Annotated in this window: 22 protein-coding genes; 3 read left to right on the top strand and 19 right to left on the bottom strand. The window is 66.3% G+C overall.

Translation table 11 applies throughout. The annotated features are described in order from the left end of the window. Window positions 1-98: 98 nt before the first annotated feature. Window positions 99-980 carry a 3-methyl-2-oxobutanoate hydroxymethyltransferase gene (gene panB, locus ACIPXZ_RS13235; protein WP_400595015.1) on the top strand — a complete coding sequence of 294 codons (882 nt, stop codon included), beginning with the start codon at window positions 99-101 and terminating at the stop codon, window positions 978-980. Window positions 981-984: 4 nt separating this feature from the next. Here the strand turns inward: panB and ACIPXZ_RS13230 are convergent, their stop codons facing one another. Continuing rightward, the gene (locus tag ACIPXZ_RS13230) at window positions 985-1,149 is read right to left on the bottom strand and encodes an SPOR domain-containing protein (protein ID WP_400595012.1); all 165 of its coding nucleotides are present in this window, start codon (window positions 1,147-1,149) and stop codon (window positions 985-987) included. A gap of 38 nt (window positions 1,150-1,187) precedes the next feature. On the opposite strand from ACIPXZ_RS13230, the gene map reads away from it, so the two are divergent. Both map and ppgK read left to right on the top strand, forming a co-directional pair. After that, window positions 1,188-2,066 carry a type I methionyl aminopeptidase gene (gene map / locus ACIPXZ_RS13225; RefSeq protein WP_400595009.1) on the top strand — a complete coding sequence of 293 codons (879 nt, stop codon included), beginning with the start codon at window positions 1,188-1,190 and terminating at the stop codon, window positions 2,064-2,066. 86 nt (window positions 2,067-2,152) lie between these two features. Continuing rightward, window positions 2,153-2,917 carry a polyphosphate--glucose phosphotransferase gene (gene ppgK / locus ACIPXZ_RS13220; RefSeq protein ID WP_400595055.1) on the top strand — a complete coding sequence of 255 codons (765 nt, stop codon included), beginning with the start codon at window positions 2,153-2,155 and terminating at the stop codon, window positions 2,915-2,917. A gap of 93 nt (window positions 2,918-3,010) precedes the next feature. Here ppgK and nrdR read toward each other — a convergent pair whose 3' ends face one another. The 18 genes from nrdR to murF form a co-directional block, all read right to left on the bottom strand. After that, window positions 3,011-3,460, bottom strand: coding sequence for a transcriptional regulator NrdR (nrdR, locus tag ACIPXZ_RS13215; protein WP_400595006.1), 450 nt, complete (start codon window positions 3,458-3,460; stop codon window positions 3,011-3,013). 88 nt (window positions 3,461-3,548) lie between these two features. Continuing rightward, window positions 3,549-4,907, bottom strand: coding sequence for a histidinol dehydrogenase (gene hisD / locus ACIPXZ_RS13210; protein ID WP_400595003.1), 1,359 nt, complete (start codon window positions 4,905-4,907; stop codon window positions 3,549-3,551). Window positions 4,908-4,964: 57 nt separating this feature from the next. Beyond that, window positions 4,965-8,519, bottom strand: coding sequence for a DNA polymerase III subunit alpha (gene dnaE / locus ACIPXZ_RS13205; RefSeq protein ID WP_400595000.1), 3,555 nt, complete (start codon window positions 8,517-8,519; stop codon window positions 4,965-4,967). A 52-nt stretch (window positions 8,520-8,571) separates the two neighbouring features. Then, complete coding sequence (locus tag ACIPXZ_RS13200; RefSeq protein WP_400595053.1) at window positions 8,572-9,516, bottom strand: RluA family pseudouridine synthase; 945 nt, start codon at window positions 9,514-9,516, stop codon at window positions 8,572-8,574. A 5-nt stretch (window positions 9,517-9,521) separates the two neighbouring features. After that, window positions 9,522-10,112, bottom strand: coding sequence for a signal peptidase II (lspA, locus tag ACIPXZ_RS13195; RefSeq protein ID WP_400595051.1), 591 nt, complete (start codon window positions 10,110-10,112; stop codon window positions 9,522-9,524). Between the two features lie 259 nt (window positions 10,113-10,371). Beyond that, window positions 10,372-11,022: a DivIVA domain-containing protein gene (locus tag ACIPXZ_RS13190; protein WP_400594997.1), complete on the bottom strand. Its 651-nt coding sequence runs from the start codon at window positions 11,020-11,022 to the stop codon at window positions 10,372-10,374. A 162-nt stretch (window positions 11,023-11,184) separates the two neighbouring features. Next, entirely contained in the window at window positions 11,185-11,472 is a 288-nt protein-coding gene (locus ACIPXZ_RS13185; RefSeq protein ID WP_400594994.1) for a YggT family protein, read from the bottom strand. A 53-nt stretch (window positions 11,473-11,525) separates the two neighbouring features. After that, window positions 11,526-12,068, bottom strand: coding sequence for a cell division protein SepF (locus ACIPXZ_RS13180; RefSeq protein ID WP_400594992.1), 543 nt, complete (start codon window positions 12,066-12,068; stop codon window positions 11,526-11,528). A gap of 87 nt (window positions 12,069-12,155) precedes the next feature. Further along, complete coding sequence (locus tag ACIPXZ_RS13175; protein WP_400594989.1) at window positions 12,156-12,908, bottom strand: YggS family pyridoxal phosphate-dependent enzyme; 753 nt, start codon at window positions 12,906-12,908, stop codon at window positions 12,156-12,158. Then, window positions 12,905-13,603 (bottom strand): polyphenol oxidase family protein, encoded by a 699-nt coding sequence (locus ACIPXZ_RS13170; protein WP_400594986.1) that lies wholly within the window; start codon window positions 13,601-13,603, stop codon window positions 12,905-12,907. Before ACIPXZ_RS13170 ends, ACIPXZ_RS13175 begins: the two co-directional genes overlap by 4 nt. Before the next feature lie 167 nt (window positions 13,604-13,770). Continuing rightward, window positions 13,771-14,949, bottom strand: coding sequence for a cell division protein FtsZ (gene ftsZ, locus ACIPXZ_RS13165; RefSeq protein WP_400594983.1), 1,179 nt, complete (start codon window positions 14,947-14,949; stop codon window positions 13,771-13,773). Between the two features lie 170 nt (window positions 14,950-15,119). Beyond that, the gene (locus ACIPXZ_RS13160; protein ID WP_400594981.1) at window positions 15,120-15,866 is read right to left on the bottom strand and encodes an FtsQ-type POTRA domain-containing protein; all 747 of its coding nucleotides are present in this window, start codon (window positions 15,864-15,866) and stop codon (window positions 15,120-15,122) included. Then, complete coding sequence (murC, locus tag ACIPXZ_RS13155) at window positions 15,859-17,247, bottom strand: UDP-N-acetylmuramate--L-alanine ligase (protein WP_400594978.1); 1,389 nt, start codon at window positions 17,245-17,247, stop codon at window positions 15,859-15,861. Before murC ends, ACIPXZ_RS13160 begins: the two co-directional genes overlap by 8 nt. Then, window positions 17,244-18,344, bottom strand: a complete 1,101-nt coding sequence (murG, locus tag ACIPXZ_RS13150; RefSeq protein WP_400594975.1) for an undecaprenyldiphospho-muramoylpentapeptide beta-N-acetylglucosaminyltransferase — start codon at window positions 18,342-18,344, stop codon at window positions 17,244-17,246. The genes murC and murG overlap by 4 nt, the downstream gene beginning before the upstream one ends. Next, complete coding sequence (gene ftsW / locus ACIPXZ_RS13145; RefSeq protein WP_400594972.1) at window positions 18,341-19,669, bottom strand: putative lipid II flippase FtsW; 1,329 nt, start codon at window positions 19,667-19,669, stop codon at window positions 18,341-18,343. The genes murG and ftsW overlap by 4 nt, the downstream gene beginning before the upstream one ends. A 3-nt stretch (window positions 19,670-19,672) precedes the next feature. Next, a complete protein-coding gene (gene murD, locus ACIPXZ_RS13140) occupies window positions 19,673-21,217 on the bottom strand; it encodes a UDP-N-acetylmuramoyl-L-alanine--D-glutamate ligase (RefSeq protein ID WP_400594969.1) in 1,545 nt (514 codons plus the stop codon). Beyond that, on the bottom strand, window positions 21,199-22,308 hold the full coding sequence (mraY, locus tag ACIPXZ_RS13135; protein ID WP_400594966.1) for a phospho-N-acetylmuramoyl-pentapeptide-transferase: 1,110 nt from the start codon (window positions 22,306-22,308) through the stop codon (window positions 21,199-21,201). The genes murD and mraY overlap by 19 nt, the downstream gene beginning before the upstream one ends. After that, window positions 22,305-23,804, bottom strand: a complete 1,500-nt coding sequence (murF, locus tag ACIPXZ_RS13130; protein ID WP_400594963.1) for a UDP-N-acetylmuramoyl-tripeptide--D-alanyl-D-alanine ligase — start codon at window positions 23,802-23,804, stop codon at window positions 22,305-22,307. Before murF ends, mraY begins: the two co-directional genes overlap by 4 nt. Between the last annotated feature and the right edge of the window lie 11 nt (window positions 23,805-23,815).

Here is a 23,815-nt window from a genome sequence, read left to right as displayed (position 1 = left end):
GCAACTCTACCCAGCACCCGGCCTCGCCGTACGGTCATCGGTGATCCGGAGGCAAGGGAATTCGGCGCACTCCGGTTCACAGGATTAAGCTCGAAGGCATGACGCACAGTGAAGCCACCGACTCCAGCTCCGCCGCCGAGACGGCCGCGCCCTACGGCAGTGGCCCGGCGTCGTCGGCCGCCCCGCACGGAAAGGTGCGCATCCACCACCTGCAGCAGGCGAAGGCCGAAGGCCGTCACTTCGCGATGCTGACCGCCTATGAGCAGTACACGGCGCAGATCTTCGACGAGGCGGGCATCGAGGTCCTTCTGATCGGTGATTCCGCCTCCAACAACGTCCTGGGCAACGAGACGAGCCTTCCGGTCACGGTCGACGAGTTGCTCCCGATGTGCCGTGCCGTGGCCCGTTCGACCCGGCACGCCCTGGTTCTGGCGGATCTTCCGTTCGGTTCCTACGAGGTCTCCCCCGGACAGGCCGTCGCCACCGGTGCCCGCTTCCTGAAGGAAGGGCTGGCTCACGCGGTCAAGATGGAGGGCGGGGCCTACTACGCCGAAACGGTCCGGGCCATGGTCCAGGCCGGCATCCCTGTCATGGGCCACATCGGTTTCACTCCGCAGAGCGAGCATGTCCTGGGCGGCTATCGGGTGCAGGGCCGTGGCCTTGACGCCGAGCGCCTGATCGAGGACGCGGTGGCGCTCGAAGAGGCAGGGGCCTTCGCCGTGCTGATGGAGATGGTCCCCGCCGAAACCGCCGCCCGGGTGGATGCCGCCCTCACGATCCCGACGATCGGCATCGGCGCGGGCGCCGTCACAACGGGTCAGGTGCTCGTCTGGCAGGACGCCATGGGGCTGCGCGGCGGGCGCATGGCCCGCTTCGTCAAGCAGTACGCCCAGTTGCGTGAGACGTTGCTCGAAGCGGCCCAGCAGTACGGCCAGGAGGTCCGGGACGGGTCGTTCCCCGGCCCGGAACACTCCTTCTGAGGACTCAGTCCTCGTCGTCCTTCTCCCAGGCCTCGTTGTGGCGCTGGACGCTCTCGGGCGCCTTCGCAGCCTCTTCACGAGTGTCGTACGGCCCCAGGAGCTGACTCCAGTCGCTCATGGCGTCCTCTTCGACCTGGTGCGTGACCATGTTGTACCAGTACTTCGGCATGGCTCCTCCTCGGCGGGCGATTGACTACTATCAAAGCTATGCCATCTGAAGCCCGAACAGCACCCCTCGGCACCCTGACCCCCGGCGTGGTGAGCCCCCGCCGCCCGGTTCCGGCCTCCATCGCGCGTCCCGAGTACGTCGACCGGCCGGCCCCGGCCAAGTTCACCGGGAGCGAGGTGAAGTCCGCGGAGACCATCGAGAAGATCCGGATCGCGAGCCGGATCGCGGCCCAGGCGATCGCTGAAGTGGGCAGACACATCGAGCCCGGGGTCACGACCGACACCCTCGACAAGGTCGGCCATGAGTTCCTCCTCGACCACGGTGCGTACCCTTCCACCCTCGGGTACCGCGGATTCCCCAAGTCGCTCTGCTCTTCGCTCAACGAGGTCATCTGCCACGGCATCCCGGATTCGACGGTGGTCCAGGACGGGGACATCGTCAACATCGACATCACGGCCTACATCCATGGCGTGCACGGCGACACGAACTACACCTTCCTCGCGGGTGACGTCGATGAGGAGTCCCGGCTGCTGGTGGAACGCACCCAGGAATGCCTGCGGCGCGCGATCAAGGCGGTCGCGCCGGGCCGCGAGGTCAACGTCATCGGCCGCACCATCGAGTCCTACGCCCGGCGCTTCGGCTATGGCGTGGTCCGTGACTTCACGGGCCACGGGGTCGGCGAAGCGTTTCACAGCGGCTTAATAATTCCCCACTACGACGCCGCACCGGCATACAACACTGTGATCGAGACCGGCATGACGTTTACGATTGAACCCATGCTCACGCTCGGAACCATCGAGTGGGATATGTGGCCGGACGACTGGACGGTTCTCACCCGGGACCGGAAACGGACCGCGCAATTTGAGCACACCCTGGTGGTCACCGAAACGGGCGCTGAGATCCTCACCGTGCCCTGAGCGGTCTCCCCTGCCCTGCACCCCGTCCGCAGCATTGAAGGAACAGCGTGAGCAAGAACGAGCACTCCGGCAAGAAGCACCCGGCCATGATCGGCGTCGACATCGGCGGGACGGGCATCAAAGGCGGGATCGTCAATCTCAAGAACGGCAAGCTGGTGGGCGAACGCGTGCGGATCCCCACCCCACAGCCGGCCACCCCGGAGTCGGTCTCCGAGGTCGTCGCGCAGATCGTGGACGAGCTGTGCGCACGTGAGGGGGCCCCGGAAGCGTCGGCACCCGTGGGTGTGACCTTCCCGGGCATCATTCAGCACGGCGTCTGCCTCCTGGCCGCGAACGTCGACAAGTCCTGGCTGAACGTCGACATCGACGCCCTGCTCACCGAGCGCCTGAAGCGCCCTGTCGAGGTCATCAACGACGCCGACGCCGCAGGCCTCGCGGAGGTTCGCTACGGCGCGGGCGAGGGGGTCAAGGGTACGGTCCTGGTGATCACGCTCGGCACGGGCATCGGCTCCGCCTTCATCTTCAACGGCCGGCTGGTGCCCAACGCCGAGCTCGGCCATCTGGAACTCGACGGCTTCGACGCCGAGTCGAAGGCGTCCGCCGTCGCCCGTGAACGTGAGGGGCTCAGCTGGGAGGAGTACGCCCAGAAGCTCCAGCGGTACTTCAGCCATGTGGAGATGCTCTTCTCCCCCGAGCTGTTCGTCGTCGGTGGCGGGATCTCGAAGCGTGCCGACGAATACCTTCCGCTGCTGAAGCTCCGCACGCCGATCATCCCGGCCAAGCTGAAGAACGAGGCGGGCATCGTCGGAGCCGCCCTGCAGGTGGCGCAGCATCACAAGATCGCCAAGTGAAAGACGGAGGGCCCGCCGGATTCCGGCGGGCCCTCCTTCGTTGGAACCCGGTGCGGACGGCTTCCCCTCCGTCGGCACCGGGATTCTTCACCCTCAGCGCTGCTGCCCCCTGAGCTGCGCGATGGCACGTTCGAAATCGTCCAGTGAGTCGAAGTCCTGGTAGACGCTCGCGAATCGCAGATAGGCGACTTCATCCAGGCGCCGGAGAGGTTCCAGGATCGCCAGACCCACTTCATGGGCCTTGATCTCGGCTGCGCCACTGGCCCGCACGGATTCCTCGACCTCCTGCGCGAGCATCGCAAGATCGTCCTCGGTGACGGGACGGCCCTGGCAGGCCTTGCTGACCCCGTTGATGACTTTGCTGCGACTGAACGGCTCGGCCACCCCGGACCGCTTCACGACCGACAGGCTGGTGGTCTCCAGCGTGGTGAAACGCCGGGAGCAATTGGTGCACTGACGACGGCGCCGGATCGACGAACCGTCCTCGGTGACACGACTGTCCACGACCCTGGAATCAGGGTTACGGCAGAACGGACAGTACACAGGGTCTCCTCACAGCGACTGCAGCCAGTCTAAAAGCACATCTAGGTGAAGTACAAGGATGTAATTACCACATCTTGTGGTTGCGGTCCTAACGGAAGCGGATGGAGACGGCCTCTCCATGCGACGGGAGATTCTCCGCCTCGGCGAGCTCCTCGATGTGTCCGCGCACTTCGGCCAGTGCCGGGCGGGAGTACTCGATCTCCTGAACCGCCCTCAGGAACGTCGTGACGTTCAGCCCGGAGGAGAACAGCGCGGTCCCGGAGGTCGGCAGCACGTGGTTCGACCCCGCGCAATAGTCCCCGAGGCTCACGGGCGAGTAGTCTCCGACGAATACGGCCCCGGCATTCCGGATCCTGCGGGCGACGCCCGGGGCGTCCTCGGTCATGATCTCCAGGTGCTCGGCCGCGTAGGCGTCCGCCACGGCGATGCCCTGCTCCAGATCATCGACCAGGACCACACCCGATTGAGGCCCGGAGAGAGCGGTGACGATACGTTCGGCGTGGCGCGCCGTCGGGGCCTGCTTTCGCAGCTCCCCGCGCACCGCCGCAGCCAGTTCCTCGGACGGGGTGATCAGGACACTCGAGGCACGGGGGTCGTGCTCCGCCTGACTGATCAGATCCGCGGCCACCAGATCCGCTCTGGCCGAGGCATCGGCCAGGACGGCGATCTCCGTCGGCCCGGCTTCGGAATCGATTCCGACAACCCCGCGGACGAGCCGCTTGGCCGTGGCCACGTACACATTGCCCGGGCCGGTCACCAGATCCACGGCCTCGATGGCATCCTCCCCTTCGCCGGCCGGCACCCCGTACGCGAATGCGGCGATGGCCTGGGCGCCTCCCATGGCATAGACCTCGTCGACGCCGAGCAACTCGGCCGCCGCGAGGATCGTCGGGTGCGGAAGAGCGCCGAAAGCCTTCTGCGGGGGCGAGGCCAGGGCCACCGATTCGACCCCCGCCGCCAGCGCCGGGACCACATTCATGATGACCGAACTGGCCAAGGGCGCGAGGCCTCCCGGGACGTACAGCCCCACACGGCCCACCGGAATCCAGCGTTGACGCACGACGGCGCCCTCGTCCAGGACCGTCTCGATGTCCCCCGGACGCTGGGCGTCCGCGAAGCGCCGGGCACGGGAAATGGACTCCTCCAGGGCCGCACGCACCTCGGGGTCCAGGCCCGCCAGGGCGTCCCGCAACGCTTCGCGAGGCACCCGGAGCGTATCCAGGGTGACGCCGTCGAACCGCTCCGCGAAGTCCCGCAGAGCGGTATGCCCTTGTCTGCGGACCGTGTCGATGATCCCCCGGACGGTCTCTTCGGCGTCCCGGTTCGATTCCTCATGAACCCGGGGAACCGCGGCCTTGAGAGCGGCTCGGCCGAGCGTCCGGCCGCGGAGGTCCACGGTGCGGAAGAAGTCGGCCTGGTCGAGGGAAGTCAGGAGGCTCTCAGTCACCTGACCAGTTTATCGACCCCAGGCCCTCCTCCCGAACCCGTCCGGTATACGGCCCTCTCAGGCGTCCAGACAGGCCGGCCCGAGGAGTACCTTCAGGTCCGCGTACAGGGAAGGATTCGGCTCGACCATGAAGTCCCGGCCCAGGCGCATCAGCTCGACGCTGCGGGTGCCCTGGAGTCTGAGCCGCACCTCATTGCGCCCGGAATGACTGCGCAGCACGTCACCCAGCCGTGAGACCAGATCCTCTGTCGCCTTGTGGGTGGCCATGCTGATGATCAGGTGCCCGGTTCCGGCGGCCTGGCTCAGATCGGGAACGCTCATCTCCATGCAGCTGAGCACCACCGAACCGTCGTCGCGACGCTGGACGCGACCCTTGATCACGACGATCAGATCCTCGGCGAGGATCGTCGAAATAGGGCCGTAGACCTGTCCGAAGAACATGACCTCCATCGAGCCGCCCAGGTCCTCCACCTCCGCACGCGCGTAGGCATTGCCGCTGGCCTTCGCGACGCGCCGGCTGAGCGAGGTGATCATGCCCGCGATGGTGACGATCGCGCCGTCCGGCGGGCCGTCGTCGCTCATCACGCTGGCCACGGAGGTGTCGGCCAGGGAACTCAGCGCCTCCTCCAAGCCCTTCAGCGGGTGGTCCGAGACGTACAGTCCCAGCATGTCGCGCTCGAAGCTGAGGAGGTCCTTCTTCTCCCACTCGGGCAGATCGGGGATCTCAACGGTCAGTCCCGCATCCGGTGCCGCGTCATCCATGGCACTGAAGAGATCGAACTGGTTGTTCGCCTCATTGCGCTTGAGGGTGATGACCGAGTCGATGGCCTCTTCGTGGATCATGACGAGCGAACGGCGGTTGCCGCCCATGGAGTCGAACGCTCCGGCCTTGATGAGGGATTCGATGGTCCGCTTGTTGCACACCACCGCAGGGACCTTCTGCAGGTAGTCCGAGAACGAGGTGAAAGCGCCCTTCTCCTCCCGCGTCTCCACCATGGCCTTGACCACATTGGAGCCGACGTTGCGGATGGCCCCCATGCCGAAGCGGATGTCGTTCCCGACCGGGGTGAACGTCAGCTCGGATTCATTGACGTCCGGCGGGAGCACGGTGATGCCCATGCGGCGGCACTCATTGAGGTAGAGCGCTGATTTGTCCTTGTCGTCGCCGACGCTGGTGAGCAGGGCCGCCATGTATTCGGGCGCGTAGTGGGCCTTGAGATACGCCGTCCAGTAGGAGACGACGCCGTACGCCGCCGAGTGGGCCTTGTTGAAGGCGTAATCGGAGAAGGGCAGCAGGATGTCCCAGAGCGTCTTCACGGCCTCCGCGGAATAGCCGTTGTCCAGCATGCCCTGCTGGAACCCCGCGAACTGCTTGTCCAGTTCCTCCTTCTTCTTCTTGCCCATGGCACGGCGGAGGATGTCGGCTTGGCCGAGCGAGTAACCGGCCAGCTTCTGGGCCACGGCCATGACCTGCTCCTGATACACGATCAGGCCGAAGGTTCCGCCGAGGATGTCCTTGAGCGGCTCTTCGAGTTCAGGATGGATGGGCACCACCGGCTGGATGTTGTTCTTGCGCAGCGCGTAGTCCGTATGGGCGTTGGCGCCCATGGGACCGGGACGATACAGGGCCAGCACGGCGGAGATGTCTTCGAAGTTGTCAGGCTTCATGAGCTTGAGCAGAGAACGCATCGGTCCGCCGTCGAGCTGGAAGACGCCGAGCGTGTCGCCGCGGGCCAGCAGTTCGTACGACGGCGCGTCGTCCAGTTCCAGGTGCTCAAGGTCCAGGTCGATGCCCCGGTTGCGCTTGATGTTCTCGATCGCGTCCGAGATGATCGTCAGATTTCGGAGCCCCAGGAAGTCCATCTTGATCAGGCCGAGGCCCTCACAGGTGGGGTAATCGAACTGGGTGATGACCTGGCCGTCCTGGATACGGCGCATGATCGGGACGACGTCGATGATGGGATCGGAGGACATGATGACGCCGGCGGCGTGCACGCCCCATTGGCGCTTCAGACCCTCCAGACCGAGCGCGGTCTCGAAGACCTTGCCCGCCTCCGGGTCCGTGTTCAGCAGCTCACGGAAGTCCCCGGCCTCGCCGTAGCGCTTGGCCTTGGTGTCCTGAATGTCCTTGAGGGGGATGTCCTTGGCCATGACGGCGGGCGGCAGGGCCTTGGTGAGGGTCTCGCCCATGCTGAAGGGGTATCCCAGCACACGGGAGGAGTCCTTCAGAGCCTGCTTGGTCTTGATGGTGCCGTACGTGACGATCATCGACACGCGCTCGTCGCCGTACTTCCGGGTCACGTAGTCGATGACCTCCGGACGGCGACGATCATCGAAGTCGACGTCGAAGTCGGGCATCGACACACGGTCCGGGTTGAGGAACCGTTCGAAGATCAGCCCGTGACGCAGCGGGTCCAGATCGGTGATACGCAGGGCGTAGGCGACCATGGAACCGGCGCCGGAACCACGGCCCGGGCCGACCCGGATCCCGTTGTCCTTGGCCCAGTTGATGAAGTCGGCCACCACGAGGAAGTAGCCAGGGAAGCCCATGCTCGTGATGATGCCGAGCTCGTACTCGGCCTGCTTCCGGACATCGTCCGGGATCCCCTTGGGGTAGCGGTAGTGGAGGCCCTTCTCCACTTCCTTGACCAGCCAGGAGTCCTCGTTCTCCCCCGGCGGGCAGGGGAACTTCGGCATGTAGTTGTTGTGCTCGAAGCCGACCTCGCAGCGTTCGGCGATCACCAGGGTGTTGTCGCAGGCGTCGGGGAGGTCCCGGAAAAGCTCTCGCATCTCGCGCGGCGACTTCAGGTAATACCCGGTGCCGGAGAACGCGAACCGCGAACCGCCCTCGTCGTAGCTCGGCTCCAGCAGCGTGGAACCGGACTGGATGGCCAGCAGGGCCTCGTGAGCCTTGGCGTCATGCTGGTGCGTGTAGTGCAGATCATTGGTGGCGACCAGGGGCAGGCCGAGTTCCTTGGCCAGGCGCAGCAGATCCTCGCGGATGCGGGTCTCGATGGAGAGACCGTGGTCCATGAGCTCGCAGTAGTAGTTCTCCTTGCCGAAGATGTCCCGGAACTCGGCGGCGGCGGCCACGGCCTCCTTGTACTGACCCAGACGCAACTTGGTCTGGACCTCCCCCGAGGGGCATCCGGTCGTGGCGATGAGCCCTTCGGAATAGGTGTTCAGCAGCTCACGGTCCAGCCGGGGCCATTTGCCGAAGACCGAATCCAGGGAGGCGATCGAGGAAGCACGGAAGAGATTGCGCATGCCCGTGTTGTTGTAGCTGAGCAGCGTCATGTGGGTGTACGCGCCACCACCGGAGACGTCGTCGCTGCGCTGGCTCTCGTCGCCCCAGCGCACGCGTTCCTTGTTGTTGCGCGCGGTGCCCGGTGTGACATAGGCCTCGACGCCGATGATGGGCTTCACCCCGGCGTCCTTGGCCTTCTTCCAGAAGTCATGGGCGCCGAACAGATACCCGTGGTCGGTGATGGCCAGCGCGGGCATCTCCAGCCGGTTGGTCTCCGCGAACAGCTCGCCCAGCTTGGCCGCGCCGTCCAGCATGGAGTATTCGGTATGGGTGTGCAGATGGACGAAGGAATCCTGGTTTGCCACCCATCCATCCTACGCGCCGGTCCCGATGAAGCGTGGCACGACGCCGGACGGTTCAGAGTCCGTCGCGGAGCCGTTCCAGGGCGTAGCGCAGGTCTTGCGGATAATCGCTGGTGACGGTGACCCGTTCGCCCGAGGCCGGGTGGTCGAAGCTGAGCTCACGCGCGTGCAGCCACTGCCGGGTCAGGCCGAGCTCAGCCGCCAGCCTCGGGTCCGCCCCGTAGGTGAGATCACCGGCGCAGGGATGCCGCAGCGCGGAGAAGTGCACGCGGATCTGGTGGGTGCGGCCCGTCTCAAGGTGCACTTCCACGAGAGTCGCCCTGCCGAAGGCCTCCAGCACTTCGTAATGGGTCACGGAGGGCCTGCCGTCCTCGATCACTGCGAAGCGCCAGTCATGCCCCGGGTGCCGTCCGATCGGAGCATCGATCGTTCCCTTGAGGGGATCTGGAAGCCCTTGGACCACCGTGTGGTAGACCTTGTCCACGGTCCGCTCTTTGAAGGCGCGTTTGAGCGCCGTGTAGGCGCGCTCGGTCTTGGCGACCACCATGATCCCACTCGTGCCGACGTCGAGCCGGTGCACGATCCCCGCACGCTCGGGCGCGCCGGAGGTGGAGATGCGGTACCCCGCGGCGGCGAGTCCCCCCACGACGGTGGGCCCCACCCAGCCGGGCGACGGGTGCGCTGCCACGCCCACGGGCTTGTCCACCACCACGAAGTCTTCGTCGTCCAGCAGGATGTCCAGGCCGTCCACGTGTTCCACCACCACTTCCAGGGGGTCGGGCCGCTCCGAAGGCGTCACACGCACTTCCTGGCCCGATGCCAGTTTCGTCGATTTGGCCGGCTGCACGCCGTCCACGCTCACCCGCCCTTCGGCGACGGCCTGCGCGGCCGCCGATCGCGAGATGCCCAGAAGGGCAGCCAGCCCCGCATCGATCCGGCGTCCGGCCGCTTCCTCCGGCACGACGACGGTCTGCACGCCGTCGTCCTCGGTTCCAGACAGCGTGCTCACTTCTCGCCGGCCTTCGAGGAGGCCTCTCCCGCCCGTTGTGAAGCGGACGTCTTGCGGCCGTCCGCTCCGATGCCGCACAGGGTCAGGACCACGATGATGCACACCGCGGAGACCACCGAGGAGTCGGCGATGTTGAAGATCGCGAAATTGGGCAACTGGATGAAGTCCACCACGTGCCCCATGCCGAAGGACGGCGCACGGAACAGACGGTCTGTGAGATTGCCCAGCGCCCCGCCCAGCAGGAGGCCCAGGGCCAGGCCCCACCAGAGCGAAGCGACTTTGCGGATGTAGAAGAGAACCGCGAGAGAGACGACCGTCATGATGATCGTGAACACCCAGGTGTAGTTCTCACCGATGGAGAACGCCGCCCCGGAGTTCCGGATGTAGTACCAGTGAAGCAGAGGCGGCAACACCGGAATGCGCTCCCCCTCCACCATGGAGGTGCTCACCCAGAACTTCGTGAGCTGGTCGAGGGCGTAGGCGAAGAGTGCGGCCACCGCGAAGAGCGCCAGGACCGCGCCCCGGAATTTCGTCGTCCGTCCCGCCGTAGCCACGGGCACCTGATCCTCCTCGGACGAGGGCGTCATGTCCTTCGCCTGAACCGAATCCTCGGCTGAGGCTTGGCTGTCGAGGGACTCCCCGATGCCGGAAGGCTCCTGGGATCCGGACTGCCCGTCCGGCTCGGCGGGCTGTTCTGCCGGGCTGCTGCTCATGCTGTTCTCGTCCTCGATCGCTCTGCTGATTCCATCGCACGGGCCTCGCGACACAGGGACATCAGACGGTCCCGGCATGCGGAAGGGCCGGTGACCGGATAACCGGTCACCGGCCCTGACCCGGAAGGGTTGCTCAGTTCTCGGAGCCCTGCTCGCTGTTCTCAGCGGCAACGGAGCCACGGGACTCGAGGTCGCGGAGCTGACCCTCGATGTAGCTCTTCAGGCGGCTGCGGTAATCGCGCTCGAAGCCACGGAGCTGATCCACCTTGCGTTCCAGGACGGAACGCTGCTGCTCCAGGACACCGAGGATCTGGCGGGACTTGTCCTGCGCCTCGTTGACCAGCGAGCTGGCCTCGATCTGTGCCTCGGCGATGATCTTGTCACGCTGGGAGGCACCGTCGGAGACGTGCTTGTCGTGCATCTGCTGCGCCATGGCCAGCAGGCCGGCTGCGGACTCCGCAGAGGCGGACGTGGCGACGGAACTCGTCACCGGCGCCGGCTCGGCCTTCACCTCGGCAGGAGTCTCCTCCTTGGCCTCCTTGACCGGCTCGGCCTTGGGGGCCTCCTCGACCACGGGGGTCTCTGCCTTGGGCTCCTCGGCTGCCGGAACTTCGACACCCTTCGCACTCAGCTGCTTGCGGAGATCTTCGTTCTCCTGCGTCAGACGACGCAGCTCCACGACGATCTCGTCAAGGAAGTCATCGACTTCGTCCTGATCGTAGCCCTCACGGAACTTCGTCGGCTGAAAGCGCTTATTGACAACGTCTTCTGGCGTCAAAGCCATCTGGTCACCTCATTGGTCTTATCGTCGTAGAGCTAATGGCCCTAGCGACTACGTTACCTAAACTACGCCCCCGGCTCGAATCGTCCATCTGCTGGACGTTCGACGGAGGCCTGGTAAAGCACCACAGGTGTCACCTGCGGCGTTGCGTGAACTGCTTTGAAACTACGCGAAACTGCTGGCAATTGCCATAGCGATGAGCACAGCGAAGAACAGCACGAAGAACGCGATGTCCAGCGACACATTGCCCAGACGCAGAGGCGGCAGAAGCCTTCTCAGGAAACGCATGGGCGGATCCGTGACCGTGTACACAGCCGTCGCCACCACCAGGGCGGCACCGCGAGGCCTCCAATGGCGGGCGAACATCTGGACCCAGTCGATGACCAGCCGGATGATCAAAGTCACCATGAACAACAGAAGCGCTGTATAGATCAGGGCGAACACAAGGCCCATCAAGCAGCCCTTCCTCGAAGTCTTCTCACGGAGTCGGTTTCAGCTCCGCCGGGTCAGCTCTGGTTGAAGAAGCTGGCCTGCGTCTCGCTCTTCTTGTCCTCACCGAGGACCTCGACGAAGGACGGCGAGAGCAGGAAGACCTTGCTCGTGACACGCTCGATGCTGCCGTGCAGGCCGAACACCAGTCCGGCCGAGAAATCCACCAGGCGCTTGGCATCAGCCTCGCCCATATCGGTGACGTTCATGATCACGGGAATGCCGTCACGGAAGCTCTCTCCGATGACCTTGGCGTCGTTGTAGGAACGGGGGTGGATGGTGGTGATCTGTCGCAAGTCAGCAGGCTCGTCTCGAACTGGGGCAATACGCTTGATGGGAGTGACGGGAGCGCGGTACTCGCTTTCCTCGGGCGCCTCGCGGACAAGCTGCGGCTTCTGCGCCTGGCGTTCCTCGAAAGGCGAATCGTCGCGCTCGTCGACGTCGTGGTGCTGGATGCTCTCGACAGGCCGTGCCGGTGCTTTCGCGTGCTCGACGTCGAGATGCTCGTCGGCGTCGGTCAAGCCGAGGTAGAGCATGGTCTTCTGCATGAAGCTGGCCATAGGGATCGGCTCCGTTTCCTTGTCTTGAGCGTGGCCGGCGCTGGAGTCCGGCTGGGCAGCGCGCCCGGACTCCCCGTCTCTTCGACGCTACCCCATGGCAGGGCGCGGACCGAGCACATCCGTGCCGATCCGCAGGTGTGTCGCGCCACAGGCGATGGCCTCTTCCAGGTCATGGCTCATGCCCGCCGACAGCTGGTCCGCCGACGGATGATCCTGACGCAGGCGGACGGCCAGCTCCGCCAAGCGCCCGAAGGCCTCACGCGGATCGGCCCCGAGAGGAGCCACGGCCATCAGCCCCCGCAGACGCAGACCCGCCGCTCCGGCGGCTCGCTCAGCCAGGGCCGGCAGTTCGTCGGGCAGCGCGCCTCCGCGTCCGCCGTCGCCCGCAGAGACCGCGGCCGGATCGAGATTGACCTGCAGCAGAACGTCGAGCGACTCCCGGCCACGGCGTTCCTGCTCCAGCCCGACCGCTCTGGAGAGCGCGTCCACCAAAGAGATGCGATCCACAGAGTGCACGGCGGAGGCGTAGCGGACCACGGACTTCGCCTTGTTGCTCTGCAACTGCCCGATGAAGTGCCAGCGCAGATCAGACAGCGACTCCAGCTCGGCCGCCTTGGCGGAGGCCTCCTGGTCGCGGTTCTCCCCCACCTCTCGGACGCCCAGCGCATGGAGGCGCGCGACGTCGGCCGCCGGATGGAACTTCGTCACGACGATCAGCTCAGGCGCCGTCCGGCCCGCCGCGGCGGACGCCGCCGCAATCCGTTCCTGCACGCCGCGCAGACGCGCGGACAGCTCCCTGCTCCGCGCGTCGTCGTCCTGCCATGCCGTAACCGGGCTCATCGCCCCTCCTGCCAGATGATTCCCGCGAACCGGCCCTCGCCGGGGGCACGTCGGTGCGAGAACAGACTCGTATGTTCCATGGTGCATTCCCCGCGGTACAGCACGGGCACTCCGATGGCGGACAGCTGCGAGACCACGCCGGCCGGAATGTCGAGGGCGGGCGTCCCCCAGGAGGTCTCCGATCCGGCCGCCGGAAGTGCCCCGGCGATCTCGTCCCGCATCGCACCGGGGACTTCGTAGCACCGCCCACAGACGCTCGGGCCCAGCCACGCCGCAAGCTCCGTGGCTCCCAGCTCCCGCATCCTGGACACCGCCTCGGGAACGATGCCCAGGGCCATCCCCGGCCGCCCGGCGTGAACCGCAGCGAGCACGGGACTCCCGTCCTGTGCGACACCCGCCAGAAGCACGGGGACGCAGTCCGCCACCATGACGGCCAGCGGGACGCCTCGGGAGAGCAGCCCGTCCGCGGTCGGAGCATCGGTTTCGAAAGTGATGTCCTCGACCAAGGTGACGGCCTTGCCATGCACCTGGTTCATGTACTGCACCGCATCGAGACCGAGCGCTGCATGGACCGCCGCCCTGTTCCTCCGGACACCGGACGCGTCATCCCCCACATGGAATGCCAGGTTCCCGGCCTCTGCCGAGGTGAAAGCCCCACGCACCCCGGGGAGGAGTTCAGCCTGCCAGGTGAACATCGACGTGTCCTTTCCGCACCCGGACCGGACCGGGCCTCGACGGACAGGGACCCGCCAGCCGTCGGCTCGCGGGTCCCTGTCCGTTGTCTGCTCTGCTTATTGTAAGAACTTGCTCTGAAAAGTCCGAGCTACTGCAAGAAGCCCAAGCTATTGCAAGAAGTCCGGGGCTACTTCAGGAAGTCGGGGACGTCCAGCTCTCCGCCACTGCTGAGATCAGGCTCGACGACGGTCGGCAGCTCGGTCTGGAAGTCAGGCTCCTTCGCCGGGGTGCTGGGACGCTGGCCCCAGGCGCTGAGACCGGCGGCCGGTGCGGCGGCGGCAGGACGCTGCGCAGGCTGTGCCGCGGCGGCTTCCTGTGCCGGAACGGCCGGCTTGCTCTCCAGGGAGGGAGAGGTCGCCTGCACATCGTCGAAGCCGGCGGCGATCACGGTCACGCGCGCCTCATCACCCAGGGCGTCGTCGATGACCGCACCGAAGATGATGTTGGCCTCCGGGTGGGCGACCTCCTGGACCAGGCGGGCCGCTTCGTTGATCTCGAACAGGCCGAGGTCACTGCCACCCTGGATGGAGAGCAGCACGCCGTGCGCGCCGTCGATGGAGGCCTCGAGGAGCGGGGAGGCGATGGCCAGTTCGGCGGCCTTGACCGCACGGTCGTCACCGCGGGCGGAGCCGATGCCCATGAGCGCGGAGCCGGCTCCCTGCATGACGGACTTGACGTCGGCGAAGTCGAGGTTGATGAGACCGGGGGTCGTGATCAGGTCGGTGATGCCCTGGACGCCGGAGAGCAGCACCTGGTCCGCGGAGCGGAAGGCGTCCAGAACGGAGACGTTGCGATCGCTGATCGAGAGCAGACGGTCGTTCGGGATCACGATGAGGGTGTCGACCTCGTCACGCAGGGCGTCGATGCCGTTCTCGGCGCTCGTGGCGCGGCGCTTGCCTTCGAAGGTGAACGGACGGGTGACCACGCCGATGGTCAGGGCTCCGAGCGAACGGGCGATCCGGGCCACCACGGGCGCGCCGCCGGTGCCGGTTCCACCACCCTCGCCGGCCGTGACGAAGACCATGTCGGCCCCGCGCAGGACCTCCTCGATCTCATCCGAGTGGTCCTCGGCCGCCTGGCGTCCGACATCGGGGTTGGCGCCGGCTCCGAGCCCGCGGGTGAGCTCACGTCCGACGTCGAGCTTGACGTCGGCGTCACTCATCAAGAGCGCCTGGGCATCCGTGTTGATCGCGATGAACTCGACGCCGCGCAGTCCGACCTCGATCATGCGATTGACGGCGTTCACGCCACCGCCGCCGATGCCGACGACCTTGATGACGGCCAAGTAATTCTGCGGTGCTGCCACGTTACGTGCCCCTTGTTAGTTTCCTACGATAAGGTCTGCCCTCGTCCACAACCTTAACCCTCTACTTGAGGGTTATAGTTATGTCAAGTAACTCTGTCCTTGACGGTATGTGCTGCACTCCCCACATTCAATGACCCCTGGGCGCGTGTCGCTCAATCCGGCCCAGAAACTCACTTCGTCACCGGGTGCCGAGGAGTGCTCACGTCATAGACGTTCACCGGATTCGCAGGGTCCACCGGAGCCTTCAGAAGAGCCTGGAGCACCTTGGACTTCAGTTCCATGTTCTCCGCATTCCCCCAGATGGCCTTCTTCCCATCCTTCAGGTTGAGGGTGACGGAATCCACCGATTGCGCCGAGACGTCGGACAGGAGTGCCAGCACCGACGGCGGAAGGGTGCCCAGGATATTGGTGACCGTGCGCAGGACGTCCGGCGTCATGCTCTTGCTCGTGGCATCCACCAGAGGGAGCTTCGCCGAATCCGCCCCGCTGGCTTTCGCCAGAGCCGTGCCGTCGGCGTCCACCAGGGACAGTCCCGCACGGTTCTTCAGCACGGCAACAGGGGTCCGCTCCACGATGGAGACGACCATCGCGTTCGGCGGCCGGAATTCGACCTCCCAGGACTTGATCTGGATCACCGGCTGGAGCAGCTGCCCCACCTCGTCCTTGGTGATCCTGGGAAGAGGCTTGCCCAGAAGAGGCTTGAGCTGTTCCTGAACCGCCTGCTGGGTCAGGATCTTGGTGCCCCGGACAGAGACGTCCTTCAAGGCCAGAGCCGGGCTGAACAGCACGATGCTCATGATCAAGGCGATGACCACGACGACGACGCCGGCCCCGATCAGAACCGTGCGGCGGCGTCTGCGGGCCGGTGGCTCGGGGAACTGGAGGACGCTGGCGCCGCCGGCAGGAGTCTCAGCCATGTGCACCCGCCCTGAGCGCATCCAGGATCTGCTGTCCGTAGGCCGTCACATCACCGGCGCCGACCGTCAGGACGACATCCCCCGCCTCCGCGGTGCGCAGCAACGCATCGAGCGCCGGACGGCCTGGCTGGCTCGGCATGGAGCCCAGGTGGGCCGTGATGAGCTCACTCGTCACGCCCTCGATGGGGTCTTCCCGGGCAGGGTAGATGTCCAGCACCACCGCGGTGTCGGCCAGCTTCAGGCTTTCCGCGAACTCCTGGGCGAATTCCCGGGTACGCGAGAACAGATGCGGCTGGAAGAGAACGTGAAGACGGTGCTCCCCCGCCACGCTCCGAGCAGCGGACAGGGCCGCCCGGACTTCCGTGGGGTGGTGGGCGTAGTCGTCGTACACGCGCACGCCCCGTTCCTCCCCCTTGAGCTCGAAACGTCGCGCAGCACCCTGGAAGGCCGCCAGAGCGCCCAGCGCGTCCTCCGCGTTCACCCCCAGTTCCAAGGCCACGCCGAGAGCCGCCAGCGCGTTGAGCTGGTTGTGACGTCCCGGAACCGCCAGCCGCAGCGGGAACTCCTGCTCCCCGATCCGGACCGACGGCTCCTCCACGGTCCCCAGCAAGCGCAGTTCCGCCTTGTCCGCGGCACCGTACCGCAGCACCCGGGTGCGTCCGCGGGCGGCCACACGCTCAGCCAGAGCGGCCGCGCCGTCGTCGTCGGCACAGACCACCAGAAGGCCATCGGCCGGGAGCAGGGCCGCGAAGTCGTCGAATGCCTGGAAGACGGCGTCAGCCGTCCCGTAATAGTCCAGATGGTCGGCCTCGACGTTGGTGACGACAGCGATCTTCGGGGCGTAGTTCAGGAATGAGCCGTCAGACTCATCGGCCTCGGCCACGAAGATGTCATCCGTGCCGCTGGCGGCGTTCACCCCGAGTGCCGGCACAGCCGCGCCGATGGCGAAGCTGGGGTCCAGGCCGATGCCTTTGAGCAGCACGGTGATCATCGAGGTGGTCGTCGTCTTGCCGTGGGTACCCGCGACGGTGACCACACGGTCCCCGCCCATGAGTGCAGCCAACGCCTGTGACCGGTGCAGTACCGGGACTTCGGCCTCGCGTGCCGCCATCAGTTCAGGGTTGTCCGCACGGATGGCCGATCCTGCCACCACCGTGCCGGCCTCACCGAGATGTTCCTCCGCGTAGCCCACCTCGATGTGTGCACCCTGCGTCTCAAGTTCGCGCATCACCGGCAGTTCCTTCGCATCGGAACCTGAGACACGGACGCCACGGGCCACCATGACGCGGGCCACCCCCGACATGCCCACGCCGCCGATGCCGATGAAGTGAACGGGCTCCCTGAGCGGGACTCCTGCGTAGCTCAGTTCCGGGGTGCTCATGCTCGTGCTGCCTCCACAATCATCTCTGCCATCCGTTCGTCCGCATCCCGCAGACCATGCTGCCGGGCGGTCTCGGACATCTTTTCCAAAGCCTGCCGGTCATTCAGAAGCGGGATCACCGTGCTTTCCAGGTAGTCGAGGTTCAGCTCGGAATCCTTCACCAGCAGCGCACCACCCGCCTCCACCAGCTCCGCGGCATTGAGCGCCTGCTCACCATTGCCGATCGGCAAGGGCACGAAGACCGCAGGCAGCCCGACGGCGGCCAGTTCGCAGACCGTGCCCGCACCACTACGGCAGAGAAGCAGGTCAGCTGCCGCATAAGCCGCCTCCATGCCGTCCACGTACTCGACCTGGCTGTATCCCTCGTGCTCCAGGAGGGCGCCGTCCGGACCGAGCACGGCCTTTCCACGCCCCGTGATGTGCAGGGTCTGGACACCTGCGGCGGCCAGCGAGGGCAACGCCTGTTCGATCACGGTGTTGATGCTCTTGGCCCCGGAGGAGCCACCCGTCACGATCAACGTGGCCCTGTCTGGTTCCAGACCCAGCGACTCCCGTGCCCGGCCCTGCTCTGCCTTCCGGTTCAGGCTCGCGATCTGACGCCGCATCGGCATGCCGACATGCTGGGCGCCCTTCAGTCTCGTCTGGGCGAAGGCCGTGCCCACCTTCGCGGCGAACGCCGCTCCGACGCGATTGGCGAGACCCGCCCGCACATTGGCTTCATGCACCACCACGGGGATGCCCATGCGGCGGGCCGCGAGATAGATCGGCGTGCAGACATAACCGCCCACCCCGAAGACCACATCGGCCTGGGCCTCCTCAAGGATCCCCCGGGCCTGCCGAACGGCGCCGATGAGCCGTCCCGGCAACTTCAGGAGGTCCCCGGAGGGACGCCGGGGCATGGGCACCCGGTCCACGGTCCGAAGTTCGTAACCCGCCAGAGGCACCAGTCGCGTCTCCATTCCGGAACTGGTTCCCACCGCGACGACGGCGGTCTCCGGATCGCGGCGCTTCAGCGCATCGGCGACGGCGAGCATCGGGCTGATATGGCCGGTGGTTCCCCCACCGGCGATGACGACGTTCACGGAGGTCGTGCTCACGATGAAGTGACTCTTTCCGGCGCCTGCCTGGCGCTCTTGCTCGGTTTCTGCTTGCCTGGCCCGCGGACGAGTCCGGACCGGGGTTTGGTCTTCGAGGCCTTGCCCTTCACCTGCTTGCCCTTCGCCCCTCGTCCCGCGGGGGCTCCGGTACTGTCCCTGGCGAGGGAGAGCACCACACCGATGGCCATGAGGGTCATCAGCAGCGCCGAACCTCCGTAGGAGATCAGTGGGAGCGGGACGCCGATCACAGGCAGGAGGCCGGTCACCATGGCCATGTTCAGCGCGGCCTGGCCGAGGATCCACACCATGATGGAGCCACCCAGGACCCGGTGGAAGAGCTGCTCCTGGCGGACTACGACGCGGAAGATGTTGATGCCCAGCACCGCGAACAGGATCAGGATGACCAGGGCGCCGACCAGACCGAGTTCCTCGCCCACGATCGCGAAGATGAAGTCGTTGTGGGCTTCAGGAATCCAGGAGTACTTCTGCCTGCTCTGCCCCAGGCCCGTGCCGAACAGCCCGCCGGAAGCGAGCCCGTAGAGGCCGTTGGTGCTCTGGTACGCGGAACCGGAGTCTCCGCTGCAGGCTTCACCGGTGATCCAGGTGGTGATACGGCACATGCGGTTGCCGCTGGTGAGCGCGGACACGCCTGCGGCGAGCACCAGGAAGAGCCCGAAGCCCGACAGGATCTTGTAGTTGACACCGGCGAAGAAGAGCGCCGAGAACAGCAGTGACATCAGGATCAGCGCGGTGCCCAGGTCGTGCTGCACCATGACGATCCCGACGATCACCCCGCTGAACAGGATGGCCGGGATGAAAACGTGCTGCCAGCGGTCCAGCAGCTTCTCCTTGCGGGCCAGGATGTGCGCGAGCCAGACGCTCATGGCCAGCTTTGCGGCCTCGGAGGGCTGAAGGGAGAACCCGCCCACGTTGATCCAGTTGAGGTTGCCGTTCACCCTGATGCCGATCACGAAAAGCGCGAGCAGCAGCACCACCGCGAGGAAGTAGGCCGGCCAGGCGATGCGGTGCCAGAAGTTCACATTGCTGCGGGAGAGCAGGAACATGCAGATGAAGCCGAGCACGGCGACAACCGCCTGCTTGCCGCCATCCGCATACGGGGAGGCGCCTGCCGCGATCGACTCCACGCTCGACGCCGAGACCACCATCAGGATGCCGATGGCAGTCAGGGCGATGGTCGAGCCCAGGATCAGGTAGTAGGCCGAGTTGGGGGCGGCGGTGAACCCTTCCAGGCGGCGGAAGACAGTGTCGAAGCCCTTCCGGGCCCTGGTCCAGAGACCCTGTGATTGCTGTGGGGTGCTCTGCACGGCCTACTCCTCGGTTTCGCCTGCCTGTCCCAGCACCACCTCGCGCACGGCGTCGATGAACGCCGAGCCGCGGTGGGCATAGGAGACGAACTGATCCATTGATGCCGACGCCGGCGCCATCAGCACCGTGTCGCCGGAAACGGCGCGCTCCCGCGCGATCGCGACGGCGCGACGCATGGCGGCTTCGCCGTCGTCGGGGGCAGACCCGTCCTCCAGAGTCTCCACCACAGGAGTCTCCGGAAGGGTACGGGCGAGGGCTTCACGCAGTTCGTCGCTGCGCGCCCCGATCAGCACCACGGTCTTGATCCGGTCCCGGTGCCGGTCCAGCAGTTCATCGTACTGAACACCCTTGGCCAGTCCCCCGGCGATCCAGACGACATCCTTGAACGCTGCCAGCGCCGCGTCGGCGGCGTGCGGGTTGGTGGCCTTGGAGTCGTTGATCCACAGCACGCCGTCCTGCTTCGCCACGGGCTGGATGCGGTGATCTCCCGGCAGGTAGGACCTCAAGCCCTGCTGCACGGCGTCCGGCTCCACGCCGTAGGCCCGAGCCAGCCCGGCTGCGGCCAGCGCGTTGGCGACCGTGTGGCGCGGGGCGACAGGTCCGAGATCGGCCCGCGTGGCCAGCTCCTGTGCCGAGTCGCGGCGCGACTCGATGAACGCCCGGTCGACGAGAAGATCCTCGACCACGCCGAGCATGCTCAGACCCGGGGAACCGGTGGTGAAGGCCACGGCACGGCAGCCTTCGACCACATCGGCCTCCTCGACCATGGCCTCGGTCTCGCGCTGCTCCGCGTTGTAGATCGCCGCGACCTTGGTATTGCCGTAGACCTTCGCCTTGTCGGCAAGATAGGCCTCATACGATCCGTGCCAGTCGACGTGGTCCTCTGCGACGTTCAGGCAGACGCTGGCCAGCGGTGAGAGCGAATGGCTCCAATGCAGCTGGAAGCTGGAGAGCTCGACGGCGAAGACGTCGTACTCCACCGGGTCACGCAGTGCGTCCAGCACGGGCGTTCCGACGTTGCCGACGGCGATGGCCTTCAGGCCGGCGGCCTGCAGGATCGAGGCGGTCATGCCGACCGTCGTCGTCTTGCCGTTGGTCCCGGTGATGGCGAGCCATTCCGGGGTCTTGCGCCCGGCCCGCACGTTCAATCGCCAGGCGAGTTCGATATCGCCCCAGACCGGCACATGACGACGCGCGGCCTCCGCCAGCAGCGCCTGGTCCGGCCGCCAGCCGGGCGAGGTCACCACGAGCTCGGCCGGTTCACCGTCGACGAGCGGCAGATGCTCCACGGCCTCGGCTCCGAGCAGGACGTCGACGGCGCCGACGATCCTGAGGGTGTCGGCCTGAGCCTGCGCGGTGTCCGAGGTGGAGCCGTCCACCACGACGACCTTGGCGCCCAATTCGATGAGCGTGTCAGCCGCGGCGAAACCGGAGACGCCGATGCCGGTGACGACCACGCGCAGACCAGCCCAGTCGGCGTCCCAGGAACGCAGTGTGTCCAGCCGTGCAGCGAGAGCAACGTCCTCACTCACAGGGCCGCCACCCATTCGGCGTAGAAGATGCACAGGCCGAGGCCCACGAAAAGACCCGCCAGGATCCAGAACCGGACCACCACGGTGGTCTCCTGCCAGCCCTTGAGCTCGAAGTGATGCTGGAGCGGTGCCATCTTGAAGATGCGTTTGCCTCCGCTGAGCTTGAAGTAACCGACCTGAAGGATCACGGACAGCGAGATGATCACGAAGAGACCGCCGATCACCGCCAGGAGCAGCTCGGTCCGGGTCAGGATGGCGAATCCGGCGACGGCCGCACCGATGGCCAGCGAGCCGGTGTCGCCCATGAAGATCTTGGCCGGCTTGGTGTTCCACCAGAGGAAGCCCACCAACGCGGCGCTCATGATGGCCGCCAGGATCGTCAGATCCAGCGGATCACGGACCTCGTAGCAGGTGCCGTTCCCGGGCCCGACCACCGAGCAGGCGTACTTGCGCTGCCAGATCCCGATGAGCGTGTAGGCGCCGAACACCATGATCGCGGCACCGGACGCCAGGCCGTCCAGGCCGTCCGTGAGGTTCACACCGTTCGAGGCGGCCGTGACCAGGAAATTGGACCAGATCACGAACAGCACGGCGCCCAGCACCGTCCCGCCGAAGGCGAGGTTGAGCCACGGGATGTCACGGACCAGCGAGATGTTGAACGACGCCGGAGTCAGGCCGTTCTCATCGGGGAAGGCCAGCGCGAGCAAGGCGAAGCTGATGCCGACCACGCCCTGGAGGATCAGCTTTCCCCGTGCGGTCAGGCCGAGGCTCTGCTGCTTCGAGATCTTCTTGAAGTCGTCCAGGAACCCCACCAGGCCCATGCCGACGGTCAGGCCCAGCAGGAGCAAGCCGGAAGCCGAGGGGCCCGCCACATGCGGATTGATGATCCACATCAGCAGGTGAGTGAGGAAATAGGCCGCGACCACTGACGCCACCCAGACGGCTCCACCCATGGTGGGCGTGCCCCGCTTGGTGTGGTGCGAGGTGGGCCCGTCATCACGGATGAACTGTCCGTATCCGCGACGGACCAGAAGCTTGATGAAGGCCGGCGTGCCGACCAGGGAGAAGAGCAAGGCCATACCGGCGCCAGTCAAGAGTGCGATCACAGCTGTCCCTTCTCTTCCCCACCGAACGTCTTTTCCTGCGTTGAAGGGGACGCCGACTCAGCCGGAGCGGCCTGTCCCCGTAATGCTATCCGATCGCCCAGATGCCTCAGCCCGACGTTCCGGGAAGACTTGAACAGCACCAGATCGCCGGCTTGGAGATGCTCTCCGAGGATCTCCTCCGCCTCGTCGAGGTCGGCAGCGAAGAGCGCCTCGCTCCCCCACGAGCCTTCATTGATGGCGGAGATGTACAGCGCGCGCGCTTCCTTGCCCACCACCAGGAGCTGGTCGATATTCAGCCGGACCACCTGGGTGCCGATGGCGGTGTGTTCACGGATCGACTCGTCACCGAGTTCGAGCATCGCGCCCAGCACTGCCCAGGTCCGCCGCTGCCGCCCCAGCTGGGCCAGGGTCTTCAAGGCCGCACGCATCGACTCGGGGTTCGCGTTGTAGGCGTCGTTGATGACCGTGATGCCGTCAGGACGCTCCGTGCGCTCCATCCGCCACCGGCTGGCGGCCTTCTGCTCACTCAGCGAGTGGGCGATGGCCTCCGGACCGACGCCGACGGCGTAGGCCGCCGCAGCGGCGGCGAGAAGGTTGTTCACGTGATGCAGCCCGATCAGCCGGGAGGCGATCGGGTGAGCCGACCCGTCCGGGAACACGAGTGTGAAGACCGGCTGGCCGTCGTCGTCAAGGGTGAGATCTTCGGCCCGGAACGCGGCCTGGGGATCCCCGTCGGCGCTGAAACCCCAGACGGGAGCGGTGGCGCGGGAGCTCATGGCGGCCACACGCGCGTCGTCGGTGTTGAGGATGACCCGGCCGTCCGCAGGGATGGCCTCGGCCATCTCGCCCTTGGCCAGTGCGATGTTCTCCACACCACCGAATTCGCCGGCGTGGGCCGTCCCGACACAGAGCACGACGCCGGTGTCCGGCCGCACCATGTCACAGAGGTACCGGATGTGGCCCACTCCGGTCGCACCCATCTCGATCACGAGATAACGGGTGCCGGCATCGGCCGAGAAGACGGTCAGCGGCACGCCGATCTCACCGTTGTAGGAGCCTTGCGGGGCGATGGTGGCACCCTGGGCGCCCAGAATCCCCGCGAGCAGATCCTTGGTCGTGGTCTTGCCGGCCGAACCGGTGATGCCGATCACCGAGAAGTCCTCGCCACGGGCGGCGCGCTCCTGACGGATGCGCTCGACGACAGCGGAGGCCAGAGCACCCATCGCCAGCACGGCGTCCTGGACGATCACACTGGGATAGGGCAGCCCGTCGGGGTCCAGCACCTCACGCTCGGCCAGGGTCAGAACGGCTCCGCCGGAGAACGCCGCGGCGATGAAGTCATGCCCGTCGGCGTGCTCTCCGGCCTTGGCCACGTAGAGAGCACCCGGGCTCGCCTCGCGGGAGTCCGTGACCACGGAGCTCGGTGAAAGATGGGGGTTGGCGGCCAGCTCGCCGCCCGTGATCTGGGCGATTTCTGCCGCGGTGAAGTCAATCATCTCGTCTAGGA

The organism is Arthrobacter sp. NPDC090010 (genome assembly GCF_044748305.1).
Classification (GTDB): Bacteria; Actinomycetota; Actinomycetes; order Actinomycetales; family Micrococcaceae; genus Arthrobacter_E.
Note: the sequence above shows the minus strand (reverse complement) of the source record. Positions and strands in the feature narration are given on the sequence as shown.